Source organism: Mesorhizobium sp. M0208, assembly GCF_040322015.1.
GTDB lineage: Bacteria > Pseudomonadota > Alphaproteobacteria > Rhizobiales > Rhizobiaceae > Mesorhizobium.
Genome location: NZ_JAMYSP010000041.1, coordinates 38,453 through 54,763, shown reverse-complemented (window position 1 = coordinate 54,763; position 16,311 = coordinate 38,453). Strand labels below are relative to the sequence as shown.

14 protein-coding genes are annotated in these 16,311 nt (G+C 62.2%); 3 read left to right on the top strand and 11 right to left on the bottom strand.

Annotated elements, in window-relative coordinates:
* Positions 1–30 precede the first annotated feature (30 nt).
* From NKJ17_RS28560 to NKJ17_RS28545, 4 genes are all read right to left on the bottom strand, one after another.
* On the bottom strand, positions 31–1,836 hold the full coding sequence (locus NKJ17_RS28560; RefSeq protein ID WP_352691109.1) for an ABC transporter ATP-binding protein: 1,806 nt from the start codon (positions 1,834–1,836) through the stop codon (positions 31–33).
* A 374-nt stretch (positions 1,837–2,210) separates the two neighbouring features.
* Positions 2,211–2,624: a GNAT family N-acetyltransferase gene (locus NKJ17_RS28555; protein WP_352691113.1), complete on the bottom strand. Its 414-nt coding sequence runs from the start codon at positions 2,622–2,624 to the stop codon at positions 2,211–2,213.
* Positions 2,625–2,651: 27 nt separating this feature from the next.
* Positions 2,652–4,337 carry an NAD+ synthase gene (locus NKJ17_RS28550; protein ID WP_352691107.1) on the bottom strand — a complete coding sequence of 562 codons (1,686 nt, stop codon included), beginning with the start codon at positions 4,335–4,337 and terminating at the stop codon, positions 2,652–2,654.
* Positions 4,338–4,402: 65 nt separating this feature from the next.
* Positions 4,403–5,116 (bottom strand): DNA-3-methyladenine glycosylase I, encoded by a 714-nt coding sequence (locus tag NKJ17_RS28545; RefSeq protein ID WP_352507839.1) that lies wholly within the window; start codon positions 5,114–5,116, stop codon positions 4,403–4,405.
* An 83-nt stretch (positions 5,117–5,199) separates the two neighbouring features.
* Between NKJ17_RS28545 and NKJ17_RS28540 the strand changes: the two genes are divergently transcribed.
* Both NKJ17_RS28540 and NKJ17_RS28535 read left to right on the top strand, forming a co-directional pair.
* Positions 5,200–5,763: a DUF1003 domain-containing protein gene (locus NKJ17_RS28540; RefSeq protein WP_352479010.1), complete on the top strand. Its 564-nt coding sequence runs from the start codon at positions 5,200–5,202 to the stop codon at positions 5,761–5,763.
* Positions 5,760–6,347 carry a DedA family protein gene (locus tag NKJ17_RS28535; RefSeq protein ID WP_352691104.1) on the top strand — a complete coding sequence of 196 codons (588 nt, stop codon included), beginning with the start codon at positions 5,760–5,762 and terminating at the stop codon, positions 6,345–6,347. Before NKJ17_RS28540 ends, NKJ17_RS28535 begins: the two co-directional genes overlap by 4 nt.
* Positions 6,348–6,350: 3 nt before the next feature.
* On the opposite strand, the gene NKJ17_RS28530 is transcribed toward NKJ17_RS28535, so the two are convergent.
* The 6 genes from NKJ17_RS28530 to NKJ17_RS28505 all read right to left on the bottom strand — a co-directional run bounded on the left by NKJ17_RS28530 (position 6,351) and on the right by NKJ17_RS28505 (position 13,378).
* Positions 6,351–6,938 (bottom strand): hemerythrin domain-containing protein, encoded by a 588-nt coding sequence (locus NKJ17_RS28530; protein ID WP_352508811.1) that lies wholly within the window; start codon positions 6,936–6,938, stop codon positions 6,351–6,353.
* Between the two features lie 102 nt (positions 6,939–7,040).
* Positions 7,041–7,400 (bottom strand): diacylglycerol kinase, encoded by a 360-nt coding sequence (locus NKJ17_RS28525; protein WP_352508812.1) that lies wholly within the window; start codon positions 7,398–7,400, stop codon positions 7,041–7,043.
* Positions 7,401–7,477: 77 nt separating this feature from the next.
* Complete coding sequence (locus NKJ17_RS28520) at positions 7,478–7,897, bottom strand: GFA family protein (protein WP_352508813.1); 420 nt, start codon at positions 7,895–7,897, stop codon at positions 7,478–7,480.
* 125 nt (positions 7,898–8,022) lie between these two features.
* Complete coding sequence (locus NKJ17_RS28515) at positions 8,023–9,396, bottom strand: class II 3-deoxy-7-phosphoheptulonate synthase (protein WP_352508814.1); 1,374 nt, start codon at positions 9,394–9,396, stop codon at positions 8,023–8,025.
* Positions 9,397–9,576: 180 nt separating this feature from the next.
* Positions 9,577–13,077: a transcription-repair coupling factor gene (mfd, locus tag NKJ17_RS28510; protein WP_352508815.1), complete on the bottom strand. Its 3,501-nt coding sequence runs from the start codon at positions 13,075–13,077 to the stop codon at positions 9,577–9,579.
* Between the two features lie 13 nt (positions 13,078–13,090).
* Positions 13,091–13,378, bottom strand: a complete 288-nt coding sequence (locus NKJ17_RS28505; RefSeq protein ID WP_352491635.1) for an FAD assembly factor SdhE — start codon at positions 13,376–13,378, stop codon at positions 13,091–13,093.
* Between the two features lie 91 nt (positions 13,379–13,469).
* On the opposite strand from NKJ17_RS28505, the gene recG reads away from it, so the two are divergent.
* Positions 13,470–15,578, top strand: a complete 2,109-nt coding sequence (gene recG / locus NKJ17_RS28500; RefSeq protein ID WP_352691101.1) for an ATP-dependent DNA helicase RecG — start codon at positions 13,470–13,472, stop codon at positions 15,576–15,578.
* Here recG and NKJ17_RS28495 read toward each other — a convergent pair.
* The gene (locus NKJ17_RS28495; protein ID WP_352479017.1) at positions 15,530–16,282 is read right to left on the bottom strand and encodes a DUF502 domain-containing protein; all 753 of its coding nucleotides are present in this window, start codon (positions 16,280–16,282) and stop codon (positions 15,530–15,532) included. The two genes, recG and NKJ17_RS28495, sit on opposite strands and share 49 nt — an antisense overlap.
* Between the last annotated feature and the right edge of the window lie 29 nt (positions 16,283–16,311).

Below are 16,311 nucleotides of genomic sequence, written 5' to 3'. Positions count from 1 at the left end.
CGTCTATCAAGACGTGCGGCGCCGCAACCGTCAGATCACCAGGCCTTTGGTCAGTTCAAGCGCCTGGCGTTCGAACAGCCGGCGGTAGATGCCGCCTTGCAGCCGGATCAGCTGGTCATGCGAGCCCTCTTCGACGATGCGGCCGCGATCGAACACCAAAAGCCTGTCCAGCGCCCGCACCGTCGACAGCCGGTGGGCAATCACCAGCGTCGTGCGGCCGACCATCAAGCGCTCCATCGCCTGCTGGATCAGCACCTCCGATTCCGAATCGAGGCTCGACGTTGCCTCATCCAGGATGAGAATGCGCGCATCGGCAAGGAAGGCGCGTGCGATTGCAACACGCTGACGCTCGCCGCCCGACAGCTTTACGCCGCGCTCGCCGACCAGCGTGCCATAGCCTTTCGGCAAATTGGCGATGAAGTCATGCGCGCTGGCCAACCGCGCCGCGTGCTCGATCTCGGCCTGCGTGGCGGCCGGCCGGGCATAGGCGATGTTTTCGGCCAGCGACCGGTGAAACAGGATCGGCTCCTGCTGGACGATTGCGATCTGTGCGCGCAGCGACGCCTGCGCCACCTTGGCAATATCCTGGCCGTCGATCAGGATATTGCCCGCAGTCACGTCGTAGAGGCGCTGGATCAGCTTGACGAATGTCGTCTTGCCGGAGCCCGAATGGCCAACCAACCCAACCCGTTCGCCCGGCGCGATATCCACTGAAAAGTCGCGATAGAGCGGCAGGCGGTGGCTGCCATAATGGAACGTTACCTTGTCGAAGGTGATACGGCCATCGGTGATCCGGATCGGTTTGGCTCCGGGCCGATCCTCGATGCCGAGTGGTTCGGACTGGAAGTCGACCAGTTCCTCCATGTCGTTGATCGAGCGCTGCAGATTGCGGATATGCGTGCCGATGTCGCGCAGATAGCCTTGCAGCACGAAGAATGAGGTCAGCACGAAGGCGACATCGCCGGCGCTCGCCTGCCCCCACGACCACAAAAGCAGGGAGAAGCCGATGACCGCTGCCCTCAAAAGCAGCAGCATCGTCCCTTGCGTGGTGCCGTTGACGGTGCCGCGCATCCAGGTGCGGCGCGTGCGACCGCGCCATTTGGCGACGACCTCGGCAAGCCGCGTCTCCTCGCGTTCCTCGGCGCCAAAACCCTTGACCACGGCGTTGCAGCTCACCGCATCGGCCAGCGAGCCGCCAAGCCGTGTATCCCACGCATTTGCAAGCCTTGCCGCGGGCGCGACATAGCCAAGCGACAGCATCGTCGTCACCGCGATGAACAGAACCGAACCGATGGCGACGACAGCACCCATCAGCGGCCAGAACCAGCCAAGCAGCAGCGTCGAGCCGACGAGCATGACGACCGACGGCAGCAGCGCGATCAGGATCGTGTCGTTGAGCAGGTCGAGCGCCCACATGCCGCGCGTTATCTTGCGCACCGTCGATCCGGCGAAGCTGTTGGCGTGCCAGTCGGTGGAGAAGCGCTGTACGCGGTGGAAGGCGTCAGCGGCGATATCCGCCATCATCTTCAACGTCAGCTCGACAATGGCCATGAAGGCGAGATTGCGTAGCACGACACCGGTGAGCGCCAGGGCAACCAGCATCGAAAAGGCCGCCATCGCCGCGTTCCACGCAACATCGTCGGCCGCAGCACTGCTAGCGACGGCATCCACCAGCCGGCCGGAATAGAGCGGCGTCAGCACGTCGGCCAAGGTCGACAGCAGGAACGTGCCCATAATGCCGGCAAGCCGCCACGGCTGACGCCGCCAATGGCTGAGCGTGAAGCCAAGAACGCTGCGAAAGGCGCCCGCGCGCAAATCTATTCGAAAACGAGCCATGATGTCATTCGGGCGCAAACGAGCCCGATCCCGGAAAAGGTCGAAAATTGAAAAAACCGCGTCGGGCGAATTAACACCCAAGGAATTGGCGGCTCGCCCGAATACGGGCGGCGACCGGCATCGACGAACGCCTGTTCTCAGCTCGGCTTCGCCGCAAAGGTAAGAACCTTCTGGCTTGCCGATTGAGACCTAGGCTTCGCGGCCTCGCATAACGATGTCAAATCCTGGCATTTCGGTCCTCCCCAAGGGGATCGCGGAAAGGCGTTTATAGAGACGCCTCAACGCCGCGCCAAGTCAGTAGATAGTCCAAAGCGCATCTGGTCCAAGCAGTGAGACGATTTTGCAACAATCGCGGGTTGTGCGCTGCCCCTGTTTCAGGTTGCCGTGATACGGTCGAGGCGCATATAGCGGCCGTCGGTGGAAGGTCTGAAGCCGAGCTTCTCGTAAACCGCATGGGCGTCGTTGGTCGACAGGCTCCAATGCGTGACAGTCTTGCAATCCGGATGATCGATAAGCGCCTGGACAAGCCGGGTTCCGATGCCTTGCCCGCGATACCCGGGCCAGACAATGATGTCGGCGAGATAGGCAAATACCGTACGGTCGGTGATCGCCCGACCAAAGCCGACCTGATTGCCGCCGACATAGGCGCCGACGCACAGTGAATTGGCAAAGGCGCGGCGGTGCAGTTCATCGCTGCGGCCGCTGCCCCAATAGCTCTGCTTCAAAATGTCGGACGTCGCCCGGAAGTCGATCTGCGACAGGTCAAAGCTGATCTCAAAGTTGGCCATGGCTAAACCGTTATGCAAGCCAATCGCCTACCCGCCATCCCTGAACCGGTTGGTAATGGGATAGCGGCGGTCGCGGCCAAAATTTTTCCTGGTGATCTTCACGCCGGGCGCCGCCTGCCGGCGCTTGTATTCGGCGACGTAAAGCAGGTGCTCGACGCGCGTCACGGTCGCCCGGTCATGGCCGCGCGCAACGATCTCGTCGACGCCCATCTCGTTCTCGACCAGGCACTCCAATATGTCATCGAGCACCGGATAGGGCGGCAGCGAATCCTGGTCGGTCTGGTTCTCTCGCAGTTCCGCCGAGGGCGCCTTGTCGATGATATTATTCGGGATCACCTCGCCGGACGGACCGAGCGCACCCGGCGGCACATGCGCGTTGCGCCAGCGCGCCAGCGCATAGACCTGCATCTTGTAGAGATCCTTGATCGGATTGAAGCCGCCATTCATGTCGCCATAAAGCGTGGCATAGCCTACCGACATCTCGCTCTTGTTGCCGGTAGTGACCACCATCGAGCCGAACTTGTTGGAAATCGCCATCAGGATGGTGCCGCGGGCACGGCTCTGCAGGTTTTCCTCGGTGATGCCTTCCTTGGTGCCCTCGAAAAGCTGCGTCAGTGTGTGCAGGAAGCCCTCGACCGGCTCGAAGATCGGCACGATATCGTAGCGGCAGCCGAGCGCGCGGGCGCAGTCCTCGGCGTCCTTGAGCGAGTCCTTCGAAGTGTAGCGGTAAGGCATCATCACGGCGCGCAGCCGCTCCTCGCCCAGCGCATCGACGGCAAGTGCCGCGCAGATCGCCGAATCGATGCCGCCGGAAAGGCCAAGCACGACATTCTTGAAGCCGTTCTTGTTGACGTAGTCGCGCAAGCCCAACATGCAGGCGCGATAGTCGGCCTCCTCCTTTTCAGGGATTTTCGACATCGGTCCGTCAGAGCAGACCCAGATGTCATTCTTTCGCTTCCAGGTGGTGACGTTGACCGTCTCCTCGAACTGGCTCATCTGGAAGGCCAGCGTCTTGTCAGAACCGATGGCAAACGATGCGCCGTCGAAGACCAGTTCGTCCTGGCCGCCAAGCTGGTTGGCATAGATGATCGGCAGTCCGCATTCGATGACCTGGCGGATGACGATCTGGTGGCGGACATCGACCTTGCCGCGATAGTAGGGCGAGCCGTTCGGCACCAGCAGGATTTCGGCGCCGCTTTCGGCCAGCGTCTCGCAGACGGCAACTTCGCCCCAGATGTCTTCGCAGATAGGCACTCCCACGCGCACGCCGCGGAAATTGACCGGCCCCTGGATCTCGGGGCCGGCCTGGAAGACGCGCTTCTCGTCGAACTCACCATAATTCGGCAGATCGAGCTTGTAGCGTTCGGCAAGGATTTTGCCGCCATCAGCAAAGATGATCGAATTGTGCGTGCCGGTCTTGCGCTTCAACGGCGTGCCGATGATGAAGCCCGGGCCGCCGTCGGCGGTATCGCCGGCGAAATCCTCCGCCGCCCGCTCGCACGCCGTCAGGAATGCCGGCTTCAGCACCAGATCCTCAGGCGGATAGCCGGCAAGGAAAAGCTCGGTGAACAGCACGAGGTCGGCGCCTTGGCGGGCGGCATCCGCCCTCGCCTCGCGCGCCTTGGCGAGATTGCCGGCGACGTCGCCGACCGTCGGATTGAGCTGGGCGACGGCGATGCGCAATATGTCTGGAGCGGTCCTGTCTGTCGTCATGCCCGTGGGTTTAGCGCGGCAAAATTCGTCGGGCAATGGCGTTCGTTTGGACCAAACAATCGATCCTATTCGCCCATATATTCGCGCAAGGCTTCCGGCGGATGGTTCTCGCCGATCGACATTGCCAGAATACGGGAAATGTGTCGGCGCGGCAGCCCGGTTTCCGCCGCCCAGGCGTTGATCTGCGCTTGGATCCTGCCCAAATCCCTCTTCGACGTCGGGCTCTCCGCGATGTCGAGTCCGGCATCGCGCAGTGCGGCCGCCATATCGGCCGAGACAACAAAAGCGTCCCACTCAAGCCAGCGCAGAAAATACTGGCCGGTATTGCCGCCGAGCCGGCTGCCGTGCTTGCCCAGATAGGTCATCAACCCGACCTGGTCATCCGCCGGCCAATCGGCCAGGAACTTGCCGAAGCCGCCGTGCTCCTTCGACACACGCTCGACGAAGGCCGCGTTGTCGCGTACGGATTTGATCTTCTGCGGATTGCGCACGATGCGCTTGTCGGCCGTGAGATCGTGCCAGAAATCGTCAGGCTGGAATAGCAGCCGCTTCGGTTCGAAGCCAAGAAATGCTTCCTCGAAACCCGGCCATTTCTGCTCGATGACGCGCCAGACGAAGCCGGCGGCAAAGACCCGCTCAGCCATGGTCGACAGGATCCGGTCATCCGCAATCTTTGCCACCGCGGCATTGTCAGGCATTGGACCCAGCAGCGACGTAAGGGCTGCCTCACCGCCTTTGCGTTTTGCTGCACGGGCGCGAATTTTCTGAAAATCCACCATTGTTTCCTGATCCCATCGCGTCAATCTACCACTTCCCGTATGAACCGGCAGCTTCTACCTCATCGCTGACGACGGAGGCGACGATGAACAAAACGATCGAGGACCTGGCAAGCCGCTGGCTGAAGCGAAAGCCGGACGGCCTCAGCGCGCTCGAAAGCCGGGTACTGCAATCTACGCTCGAGCGCACCACGATCTCCAAGGACACCAACAAGGCCGTCGCCTTTCACCAGACGTTTGGAGATCGCCTGGCCGACACCATCGCCCGGATCGGCGGCTCGTGGTCCTTCATCCTGGCATTCATTGGCTTCCTGATCCTGTGGACGGCAGGCAATGTCTGGCTCTTGTCGAGCGCCGCCTTCGATCCCTATCCATTCATCTTCCTCAATCTCGTGCTTTCCATGGTTGCCGCCCTGCAGGCGCCAGTGATCATGATGGCGCAGAACCGCCAGACCGAGCGCGATCGAATCGACGCCGCCCACGACTATGAGGTTAACCTCAAGGCCGAGATCGAGATCATGGCGTTACACGAAAAGCTCGACGAACTGCGCCACAGCCAGATCATCGGCATGCGAGACGAGATCGCCCGGCTGGCCGAGCAGGTGAAGCGCATCGACGGCATTCTGTCGAAGCAGCGAACGTCTTCATGACGGAAGCCATCCATCGTCTCATTGAGCAATATGGGTTGGTCGCGGTTTTCCTGGGCTGCGTGGCCGAGGGCGAAAGCGCCGCCATCCTTGGCGGTTTCTTCGCGTATCAGCATGTTTTCGTCCTGTGGCAGGCTTTCCTCGCGGCAGCGCTCGGCGCTTTCGGTGGCGACACGTTCTTCTTCATCTTGGGGCGGAGCTTCGCTGACCATAAATTCGTGATCAGGCTCCGTGCCCGGCCGGGCTTCAGCCACGCCTATCGTCTCGTCACCTCTCATCCCAACATCTTCGTGCTGTCGAACCGCTACATCTATGGCCTGCGCCTGGTCGGTGGTATCGCGGCGGGGCTGTCCGGCATTGCCGCGTCGCGTTTCGCCATCCTCAACGCCATCTCATCGGTGGTCTGGGCGGCGCTGTTCTGCACGGTCGGTTATGTGTTCGGGCTGGGTGCCGAGCGCATCGTCGGCCAGGCACTGGCCCGTCACGAGCGGCTGCTGATCGCTCTGGCAATCGGCCTGGTTGTGGCTATCCTCGGCTGGGTGGCGTCGCACTTCTTCGCCAAGAAGGAGCTTCGCAAGGGAAGCTGATCGTCAATCTATGCCGAGCGCACGGTCACCCTTTTCCAGGATCAGCGGGATGATCAGGTCTTCCTCGTCGGCAAGATGCCTGGTCAGCATGGCGATCAGCCGGCTGTTCTCGTCGGCATAGGCATCGGCGGCGAAGCGCTGCTTGACCTCGCTCTCCTGAAGCGTGCGGATGAAGGCATTTGCCGCCTCGGCATTGCGCTCCAGTCCCTCATGGATTGTGTGGTGATCGGCATCGAGAATCTCGAAGCCGCGCTTCAGACGGGTCTCGGCCCTGGCGAAGACCGGGAAATAATGATGGTCCTCGACATTGTGATGGCCGTCGAGATTGCCGAGGAAATGGTTGAGGCGCGGCGCGAACCAGCGCGCGAATTCCGGCGCGTTCAGCCTACCTTCTCGATAATCGCCGATACCACTGGTGAGCATGTCGCCAAGCTCGCGGAACATATCGTGCCGCTGCAGCCACATATTGGCCACGCCGTGAATGTTGGCATGCGCCTGCCAGATCTTGCGCGGATATTTTTCGGCCAGCCAGCGCAGATCGTCCGGCAGGCCCTCACGTTCAAGCAGCAGAAATCCGGCGGTATTGGTCATGTCGGTTCCCTCAGACCATGATCCCGAAAAGTGGTACCGGTTTTTCGGAAAAGATCATGGTCAAAACGAGAAATGCAGTGACGGCATGTAGTGTCTGAAACGTCAGATCGGCACCCCGAGGATCCGCTCGACGATGGCGACGCCCCAGACGCCTGCAGCGATTACCACCGAAATAAGCACCGCCAGCGAACCGCAATCCTTGGCCAGTTGGATATCGACGTTGAATTCACGGCTGAACGCGTCGCAGGCCGCCTCGATGCCGGTGTTCAGCACCTCGATCATGATCATGAGCAGCACCGCGCCGATCAGCAGCGCATAGCCGCGCCACGATTCCGAAAGGAACCAGCCGAGCGGCAAGGCAAGCACAAGCAGCGTCAGCTCCAGCTGGAAGGCCTCCTCGCTGGCGGCCAGTTTGCGAAACGCCCGCACCGAGTTGTAAAAAGCGTCGATCAGCCGCTGCATGCCAAAACCCTTCGGAATCACCGGCAGGGGATTAGCGCAATGGCTGGACCAAGGGAATAAGGCGACCTCTTCAAAAATCAGTCGCCTGCCACCTTGATCGACGGCGTTGACTTCTCGAACTGCGGCAGCCCGTCGTCGACCGCGTAATAGTCGCCCTTGTCGCCGACGAAGATGTGACATTCCCCTTGAAGTCCGGTTGGCGCGTCGAACAGCCCGGCCAGGACTGAAACATAGCCATCATCCGTCGGCTTCCAGAACAGCAGCGAGCCGCATGTCTTGCAGAAACCCCGTCTGGCAAACGAAGATGCCTCGTACCAGGTGATGCTGTCCGCGCCCGTGATCGTGATGTCGCGGTCGGCAACATTGGTCGCCGCATAAAAATGCCCGCTCTGCTTCCGGCACTGCGAGCAATGGCAGTAGATAACACCGCGCAGCGGTCCTCGTGTCTGGAACCGCACTGCCCCGCACAAGCATGATCCGGTGTGACTGTCAGCCATATCGGCCTCCCGATGCAATTGCCGTCGCTTCGCAGGATTCCAGTTTTGCGTGCGTTAGGCACGAGCAAATGCGACACCCGCCGGACGCGTTTCGCTGACCACCTCGATGATCGAATACGTTCTAATCAGCCGTTGACGGCCTGCTTGTGCTGGACCGGATGGCTCTTCTTGAGCAGATCGGACACCAGGAACGCCAATTCGATCGCCTGGTCGGCGTTGAGCCGCGGATCGCAATGGGTGTGGTAGCGATCCTGCAATTCTTCGGCGGTGATGGCGCGGGCACCACCGGTGCATTCGGTGACGTTCTTGCCTGTCATCTCGATGTGTATGCCGCCGGGATGCGTGCCTTCGGCGCGGTGCACCTCGAAGAACGTCTGCACCTCCTTCAGGATGCGGTCAAACGGCCGTGTCTTGTAGCCGGCGGCCTCGATCGTATTGCCATGCATCGGATCGGAAGACCACACCACACTGCGGCCTTCCTTCTGTACCGCTCGCACCAGCCTCGGCAGATGGTCGGCAACCTTATCGGAGCCGAAACGAGCGATCAGCGTCAGCCGGCCGGGCTCGTTCTCCGGATTGAGCAGATCGATGAGTTGCAACAGGCCGTCCGGCGTCAGCGACGGCCCGCATTTCAGCCCCAGCGGGTTCTTGATGCCGCGGCAATATTCGACATGCGCATGGTCGGGTTGGCGCGTGCGATCGCCGATCCAGATCATGTGGCCAGAGGTGGCGTACCAGTCGCCCGAGGTCGAATCGACGCGGGTCAGCGCCTCTTCATAACCGAGCAGCAGCGCCTCATGGCTGGTATAGAAATCGGTCTCGCGCAGCGCATAATTGGTCTCCGAGGTGATGCCGACGGCCTTCATGAAGTCCATCGTCTCGGTGATGCGGTTGGCGAGCGACTCGTATTTCTCGCCCTGCGGGCTGTCGGAGACGAACCCGAGCATCCATTGATGCACGTTCTCCAGGCTGGCGTAGCCGCCCTGGGCGAAGGCGCGCAAAAGGTTGAGCGTCGCCGCCGACTGGCGGTACGCCATCTCCTGTCTTGCAGGATCGGGAATGCGCGACTTGGCATCGAACTCGATGCCGTTGATGATGTCGCCGCGATAGCTGGGCAGCGTCACACCGCCCTTGGTCTCATTGTCGGACGAGCGCGGCTTGGCGAACTGGCCGGCGACACGGCCGACCTTCACCACCGGTTGAGCGCCAGCGAAGGTCAGCACCACCGACATCTGCAGGAAGACGCGGAAGAAGTCGCGGATATTGTCCGCGCCATGTTCGGCGAAGCTCTCGGCGCAATCGCCACCTTGCAGAAGGAATGCGTCACCGGCAGCGACGGCTGCAAGCTGCTTCTTCAGCTTGCGTGCCTCACCTGCAAAAACCAGCGGCGGAAAGGTGGCGAGCTGGGCTTCCGTGTTCCTCAGCGCGGCAAGGTCCGGATAGGCAGGAACCTGCTGGATCGGCTTAGCTCTCCACGAATTCGGCGACCATTTCGTCATCGAAGCACCTAACGCTCTTTTCACGCGGACGCCATCGCCCGCCAATCCGCCCCATATGGGGTCGCGGCTGCATACACGAAGCCGATTTCCTATTCTAGACCGGAATCTCAGCGCTGGCGAATGGCACGGCAGGGCGAAAGTACCAGCGCCGTCATGGTCCAGAGCACCAGCGATACCCTGCTACGCCGCCGCCTTCTCCACCAGCCGTGCCAGCTGCGTCATGACAACCGCTGAGCCTGCCAGCCGCTTTTCGGGCGTCGGCCAGTCGCGGCTGAAGACGACGCTCTGGTCCGGCCGGATCTTGGCCAGCGAACCCTGTTCGCCGATGAGCTTGACCAGCCCGACCGGATTGGGGAATTCGCGCTTGCGGAAATGGATGACGACGCCTTTCGGTCCGGCATCGAGTTTTTCGACATTGGCCTTGCGGCAAAGTGCCTTGATGAAGACGATCTTCAATAAATGCTTCACCTCTTCCGGCAGCGGCCCGAAACGGTCGATAAGCTCGGCGCCAAAAGCGTCGATCTCTTCAGTGTTTTCGAGATCGCCAAGGCGGCGATAGAGCGCCAACCTGAGCTGCAGATCCGGGACATAGCTTTCCGGGATCATCACCGCTGTGCCGACGGCGATCTGCGGCGACCAGCCGCCGTCCTGCACCTCGCCGGAATCCTTCACTTCGGCCACTGCCTCCTCCAGCATCTGCTGGTAGAGCTCGAAGCCGACCTCCTTGATGTGGCCCGACTGCTCTTCGCCAAGCAGATTGCCGGCGCCGCGAATGTCGAGGTCGTGGCTGGCCAGCTGGAAACCGGCGCCTAGCGTATCGAGCGACTGCAGCACTTTCAGCCGGCGCTCGGCTGTATCGGTGAGCTTGCGGTTGGCGGGCAGCGTGAACAGCGCGTAGGCGCGCACCTTAGAGCGGCCGACGCGCCCGCGCAGCTGATAGAGCTGAGACAGGCCGAACATATCGGCGCGGTGTACGATCAGCGTATTGGCAGTCGGAATATCGAGGCCGGATTCGACGATTGTGGTCGACAAAAGCACATCGTACTGGCCGTCATAGAAGGCGTTCATGATGTCGTCGAGTTCGCCGGGCGGCATCTGACCATGGGCCACGGCCACTTTCAGCTCAGGCACGGATTCGCGCAGGAAATCATGGATTTCCGCGAGATCGCTGATGCGCGGTACGACATAGAAAGAATGGCCGCCACGGTAGCGCTCGCGCAGCAGCGTCTCGCGGATGACCAGCGGATCGAAAGGGGAGATGAAGGTGCGCACGGCCATGCGATCGACCGGCGGCGTGGCGATCAGCGACAACTCACGCACCCCGGTCAAGGCAAGCTGCAGCGTTCGCGGGATCGGCGTCGCCGATAGCGTCAGAACGTGGACGTCGGTCTTGAGATCCTTCAGCCGCTCCTTGTGCTTGACGCCGAAATGCTGCTCCTCGTCGATGATCAGCAGGCCGAGATTCTTGAACGAGATCGAGGAGCCGAGCAGTGCGTGCGTGCCGATGACAATGTCGACTTGGCCTTCGGCGACGCCCTTCTTGGTCTCGGCCAGTTCCTTGGCGCCGACCAGCCGCGAGGCCTGGGCGACGCGGATCGGCAGGCCGGAGAAGCGCTGCGAGAAGGTCTTGAAATGCTGGCGCGACAACAATGTCGTCGGCACCACCACCGCGACCTGAAAGCCTTCCATCGCCGCGATGAAGGCAGCACGAAGCGCGACTTCGGTCTTGCCGAAGCCGACATCGCCGCAGATCAGCCGGTCCATCGGCTTTCCAGCGCCCAGATCATCCCTGACCGAATCGATCGCCGTTTGCTGGTCGTCGGTTTCCTCATAGGGGAAACGCGCTGCAAACTCGCCATAGAGGCCTTCCGCCGGCAGCAGCGCCGGTGCGGCCCGCATTTGTCGCTCGGCGGCGATGCGGATCAACTGCCCGGCCATGTCGAGCAGGCGTTTCTTCAGCCGTGCCTTGCGCGACTGCCAGGCGCCGCCGCCAAGCTTGTCGAGTGTCGCCTCGGCCGAATCCGAGCCATAGCGCGACAGCAACTCGATGTTTTCCACCGGCAAGAACAGCCGATCGTCGCCGGCATAGTGGATTTCGAGGCAATCGTGCGGCGCACCGAGCGCCTCGATGGTGCGCAGCCCGATGAAGCGGCCAATGCCATGGTCGGCATGGACGACGATATCGCCTGAGGACAATGCCGAAGCCTCGGCGATGAAGTCGGACGCGCGCTTCTTGCGCTTCGAACGCCGGATCAGTCGGTCGCCGAGAATGTCCTGCTCGGCGATGACGACCAGTTTCTCCGTCTCGAAGCCGGATTCGAGCGGCAGCACGGCCAGTCCCGCTTGCCCAGGCTCAAGCTTTTCGGCTTCGGCAAGCGTCGCCACCGGTTTCAGATTGCCAAGATGATGCTCGGCCAGGATTTGGCCGAGCCGGTCGAGCGAACCTTCAGTCCAGCCGGCGACGAGGACACGGCGGCCTACAGCGCGCTCGTCGGAAATGTGTTTTACGACGACGTCGAAGACGTTGGCGTTAGGGTCGGCGCGCTCCTCGACGAAGCTGCGACCATGGCGCGAGCCAGCATGGAAAACCTTTTTCGCACCGGCATCGGGCGCATCGAAGGACGTGAAGTCTATCGCTTCGCGTGGGCCAAGCGAGGCAATCAGGTTTTCGGGCGACAGATAAAGCAAATCCGGCGACACCGGCTTGTAGGGCACGGCATCCTTCAAGGCGCCGTCGGCCTGTTTTTTGCGCGCCTCATAATGATCGAGGATCAGCGCATGGCGCTCGGCCAGTGCCTCATGCGCCAGATGATCAAACACCACCGGCGCATCCGGCAAATAATCGAACACGGTTTCCAACCGCTCATAGAAGAACGGCAGCCAGTGCTCCATGCCGGCAAACCGCCTGCCCTCGCTGACCGCCGCATAGAGTCCATCTTCGCGCGAGGGCGCGCCAAAGGCTTCGATGTAGGCGCGGCGGAAGCGGCTGATCGTCTCTGGCGTCAGCGCCACCTCGCTCATCGCCTGTAGCGCCATCGACTTGCGCTGGCCGGTGGTGCGCTGTGTTGCGGTATCGAAGACGCGGATCGATTCCAGCGTATCGCCGAAGAAATCGAGGCGCAGCGCCTCAGTCCAGCCGGGCGCGAGCAGATCGAGAATGCCGCCGCGCACCGCGAATTCGCCGATACCGCGCACCGTCGGCACTCGCTCGAAGCCGGAATTCTCCAGCCGCGACACCAGCACGTTCATGTCTATCTGGTTGCCCGGTTTGGCGTGGAAGATCTGCGCCTCGACGAGTTCAGCCGGCGGAATGCGTTGCAACAGCGCATTCGCGGTGGTGAGGACGACGGCGCGGTGGGGCTTCTTCGCCAGCGCAATCATTGCAGCCAGTGCATCGAGCCGCCTTGCGGCGGCATCGGCGCCGGGCGAGACACGGTCATAAGGCAGGCAATCCCAGGCCGGCAGTTCCAGCACCGGGAGGCCCGGCGCGGCAAAGGCAAGCGCCTCGACGATCGCCGGCAGGCGCTGGCCGTCGCGGGCCACGAACAGCACCGGCTTGTCGGGGGCGATCTCGTGCGCAGCCTGCACCAGGGCAAAGGCTTCGTAGCCGTCGGCGACGCCATCGACAATGAACTGGCCGGCGCGGCCTTTCGGCAGACCGATCGTAGGGATAAGGCTCATGGCTACACGTTGTTCAGAAGGTCATCTCCCGGCGCGAAGCCAGGATTTTTTGCAGGACGGCACAGTCGACATCCGCCGGAACCGGGCGTTCGCCAGTGACGAGAGGCAGGAATTCGGTGTCGGGAATATCGAGGAGCCTCTCATATTGGTCGATTTCGTCGCCGGTCAAGGCGCCGATCTCGGCGTCGGCGAAGCTGCCGAGTATAAGGTCCATCTCGCGCATGCCGCGGTGCCACGAACGAAACAAAAGCTTGCGGCGGCGGGCATCGAGGCCCTCGCTTGATCGTTTCGTTCCGGTCATCTTGCAACATCCTTGCCTAGGCGGCGCATATAGCGTGGATAGAAGGCGGTGTCAGCCTTGCGCTACAGTCGCCGCAACATAAGCTGACATCATGCGTCCTTCCCTCCTCGATCCGCTGTTTGTCCCGATCACCTCGCTTGCCGGCGTCGGGCCGAAAGTTGGCGCCCTGATCGAAAAAGTCGTAGCAGCCGACCTCGGCGACCGGGCCGCGCGCGCCGGCGACCTCTTGTTCGTGCTGCCGCATACTGTCATCGACCGCCGCAACCGCCCGGGCATCGCCGGTTCGGCCGAGGGCGCCATTGTCACACTCGACGTACGCATCGACCGCCACCAGCCGCCGCCACGCGGCAACAGGTCGGTCCCGTACCGGGTCTACGCCCATGACGACACCGGCGAGATCGCGCTGACCTTCTTCCATGCCCATGCTGCCTATCTCGAAAAAGCAATGCCCGTAGGCGAGCATGTCGTCGTCTCAGGCCGCATGGAATGGTTCAACGGCCGCCCGACCATGGTTCACCCCGACCATATCGCACTTGCCGGCGACGCGGAAAACCTGCCGCTGGTCGAGCCGGTCTATCCGCTGACCGCCGGGCTCTCGGGCAAGGTGCTGCGCCGGGCCATCGGCCAGGCGCTGGCCCGCCTGCCGGTGCTGCCCGAATGGCAGGACGGCGAGTTCCGGCGCCGCCATGCCTTTCCTGCTTTCACCGATGCGCTCAACCGCATCCACAATCCTGCCGACCCGATCGACGTCTCGGTCGACGGCGCAGCATGGCGGCGCCTTGCCTATGACGAGTTCTTGGCCGGCCAGGTATCGCTGGCGCTGGTGCGGGCCAAGGTCCGCCGATTATCGGGCCGGCCACTCGTCGGCGACGGCCGCATAGTCGAGCAACTTCGCGTGGCACTACCCTATTCGCTGACCATGTCGCAGGAAATGGCGCTTGCCGAAATCAACGCCGATCTCGGCGACCCCGAACGCATGCTGCGCCTTTTGCAGGGCGATGTCGGCTCCGGCAAGACGGTGATCGCGCTGCTTGCCATGGCGCGTGCCGTCGAGGCCGGCGGCCAGGCGGCATTGATGGCACCGACCGAAATCCTGGCGCGCCAGCATCTTGCAACGATTGCGCCGTTGGCGGAACGGGCCGGGCTGCGTGTCGCCGTCCTCACCGGTCGCGAAAAGGGCCGCGAGCGTGCCGACACGCTGACCGGGCTGGCCAATGGTGACATCGACATCGTCGTCGGCACTCATGCGCTGTTCCAGGAAACGGTTACGTTCCATGACCTCGTGTTCGCCGTCGTCGACGAGCAGCACCGTTTCGGCGTCCACCAGCGCCTTGCGATCACCGCCAAGGGCGACGCGCCCGACATGCTGGTGATGACGGCAACGCCGATACCGCGAACGCTGGTGCTGACTGCATTCGGCGACATGGATGTGTCGAAGCTGACGGAAAAGCCGGCCGGCCGCCAGCCAATCCGCACCGTCACCTTGCCGCTTGAACGGCTCGACGAACTGATCGGACGCATGCTCGACGCCGTCGCCGATGACCAGAAAATCTACTGGATCTGTCCGCTGGTCGAGGAATCCGAGGAAATCAAACTGATGTCGGCCGAGGACCGTTTTGCCTCGCTGAAGCCACTGTTCGGCGACCGCATTGGCCTGGTGCACGGCCGCATGAAAGGCACCGACAAAGACGAGGCGATGCGCGCCTTTAAACAGGGCGACACCCGTATCCTGATCGCCACCACCGTCATCGAGGTCGGCGTCGATGTGCCTGATGCGACGATCATGGTCATCGAGCATGCCGAGCGCTTTGGCCTCGCCCAGTTGCACCAATTGCGCGGCCGGGTCGGGCGTGGCGACAAGCCTTCATCCTGCGTGCTGCTCTACAAGGACCCGCTTGGCGAGACGGCAAAACGCCGTTTGTCGGTGATGCGGGAGACCGAGGACGGTTTCCGTATCGCCGAAGAGGATCTGAAGCTACGCGGCGAAGGCGAGTTGCTCGGCACCCGCCAGTCCGGCACGCCGGGCTTCCAGGTGGCGCGCATCGAGGTGCATGCCGACCTGCTCGAGGCCGCTCGCGACGATGCGCGGCTGATCCTGTCGCGCGATCCGGAACTGCAGTCCGAACGCGGCACGGCGCTACGCCTGTTGCTCTATCTGTTCGGCCGCGACGAGGCCGTGCGGCTCCTGCGTGCCGGCTGAGGCATCGTGTCGAGCGGAGGATTGGCAAGCGCGCCGTGGATCTGCTCGCCGTTCACCGTCATCATTTTGACAGCTGGCGCCACCAGGCCGGCCGACACGATCAGCTTGGCTCCGTCCTCGATCGTCATGTCGAGCGATACGATGTCGGATTTCGGCACATACATCAGAAAGCCTGTCGTCGGGTTGGGCGTACACGGCATGAACACGGCAATCAGCGGATCGCCTTCCCGGTCGAGCTTCTGGTTGATCTCGGTTTCCTTCTCGCTGGCGACGAAGACAAGCGACCAGACCCCTTTGCGCGGATATTCTACCAACCCGACCTGGCGGAACATGTCGCCCTTGTTCGACAGCACCGTCTCGAAAATCTGCTTCAGCGAACGGTAGATGCCGCGCACCAGCGGCATGCGACCAAGCAGGCGCTCGCCGAAGTTGACGATGGCGCGGCCAACGATATTGGCGGTCATAAAGCCGATGAAAGTGATGAGGATCAGGGCAACGATCAGCCCAAAACCCGGCACTGGAAACGGCAGGTAGGTGTCCGGATTGTAGCGTACCGGAATGTAGGGTTTGACCCAGGAATCGACCCAGCCGATAAGCGACCAGGCAATGTAGGCGGTAATCGCGAGCGGCGCGCAAACGACGAAGCCGGTCAGGAAATAGTTTCTCAGCCGGGTCATGCCTGAGGTCTTGAGAGCGTCCGACATGGTTCACCGCAGCGTGTGTTTGCAGCGCG

What these genes read in the sequence shown, in the direction of transcription:
- NKJ17_RS28560 (WP_352691109.1), bottom strand. Translation starts at nt 1,836, where the DNA reads ATGGCTCGTTTTCGAATAGATTTGCGCGCGGGCGCCTTTCGCAGCGTT.
- NKJ17_RS28555 (WP_352691113.1), bottom strand. Translation starts at nt 2,624, where the DNA reads ATGGCCAACTTTGAGATCAGCTTTGACCTGTCGCAGATCGACTTCCGG.
- NKJ17_RS28550 (WP_352691107.1), bottom strand. Translation starts at nt 4,337, where the DNA reads ATGACGACAGACAGGACCGCTCCAGACATATTGCGCATCGCCGTCGCC.
- NKJ17_RS28545 (WP_352507839.1), bottom strand. Translation starts at nt 5,116, where the DNA reads ATGGTGGATTTTCAGAAAATTCGCGCCCGTGCAGCAAAACGCAAAGGC.
- NKJ17_RS28540 (WP_352479010.1), top strand. Translation starts at nt 5,200, where the DNA reads ATGAACAAAACGATCGAGGACCTGGCAAGCCGCTGGCTGAAGCGAAAG.
- NKJ17_RS28535 (WP_352691104.1), top strand. Translation starts at nt 5,760, where the DNA reads ATGACGGAAGCCATCCATCGTCTCATTGAGCAATATGGGTTGGTCGCG.
- NKJ17_RS28530 (WP_352508811.1), bottom strand. Translation starts at nt 6,938, where the DNA reads ATGACCAATACCGCCGGATTTCTGCTGCTTGAACGTGAGGGCCTGCCG.
- NKJ17_RS28525 (WP_352508812.1), bottom strand. Translation starts at nt 7,400, where the DNA reads ATGCAGCGGCTGATCGACGCTTTTTACAACTCGGTGCGGGCGTTTCGC.
- NKJ17_RS28520 (WP_352508813.1), bottom strand. Translation starts at nt 7,897, where the DNA reads ATGGCTGACAGTCACACCGGATCATGCTTGTGCGGGGCAGTGCGGTTC.
- NKJ17_RS28515 (WP_352508814.1), bottom strand. Translation starts at nt 9,396, where the DNA reads ATGACGAAATGGTCGCCGAATTCGTGGAGAGCTAAGCCGATCCAGCAG.
- mfd (WP_352508815.1), bottom strand. Translation starts at nt 13,077, where the DNA reads ATGAGCCTTATCCCTACGATCGGTCTGCCGAAAGGCCGCGCCGGCCAG.
- NKJ17_RS28505 (WP_352491635.1), bottom strand. Translation starts at nt 13,378, where the DNA reads ATGACCGGAACGAAACGATCAAGCGAGGGCCTCGATGCCCGCCGCCGC.
- recG (WP_352691101.1), top strand. Translation starts at nt 13,470, where the DNA reads ATGCGTCCTTCCCTCCTCGATCCGCTGTTTGTCCCGATCACCTCGCTT.
- NKJ17_RS28495 (WP_352479017.1), bottom strand. Translation starts at nt 16,282, where the DNA reads ATGTCGGACGCTCTCAAGACCTCAGGCATGACCCGGCTGAGAAACTAT.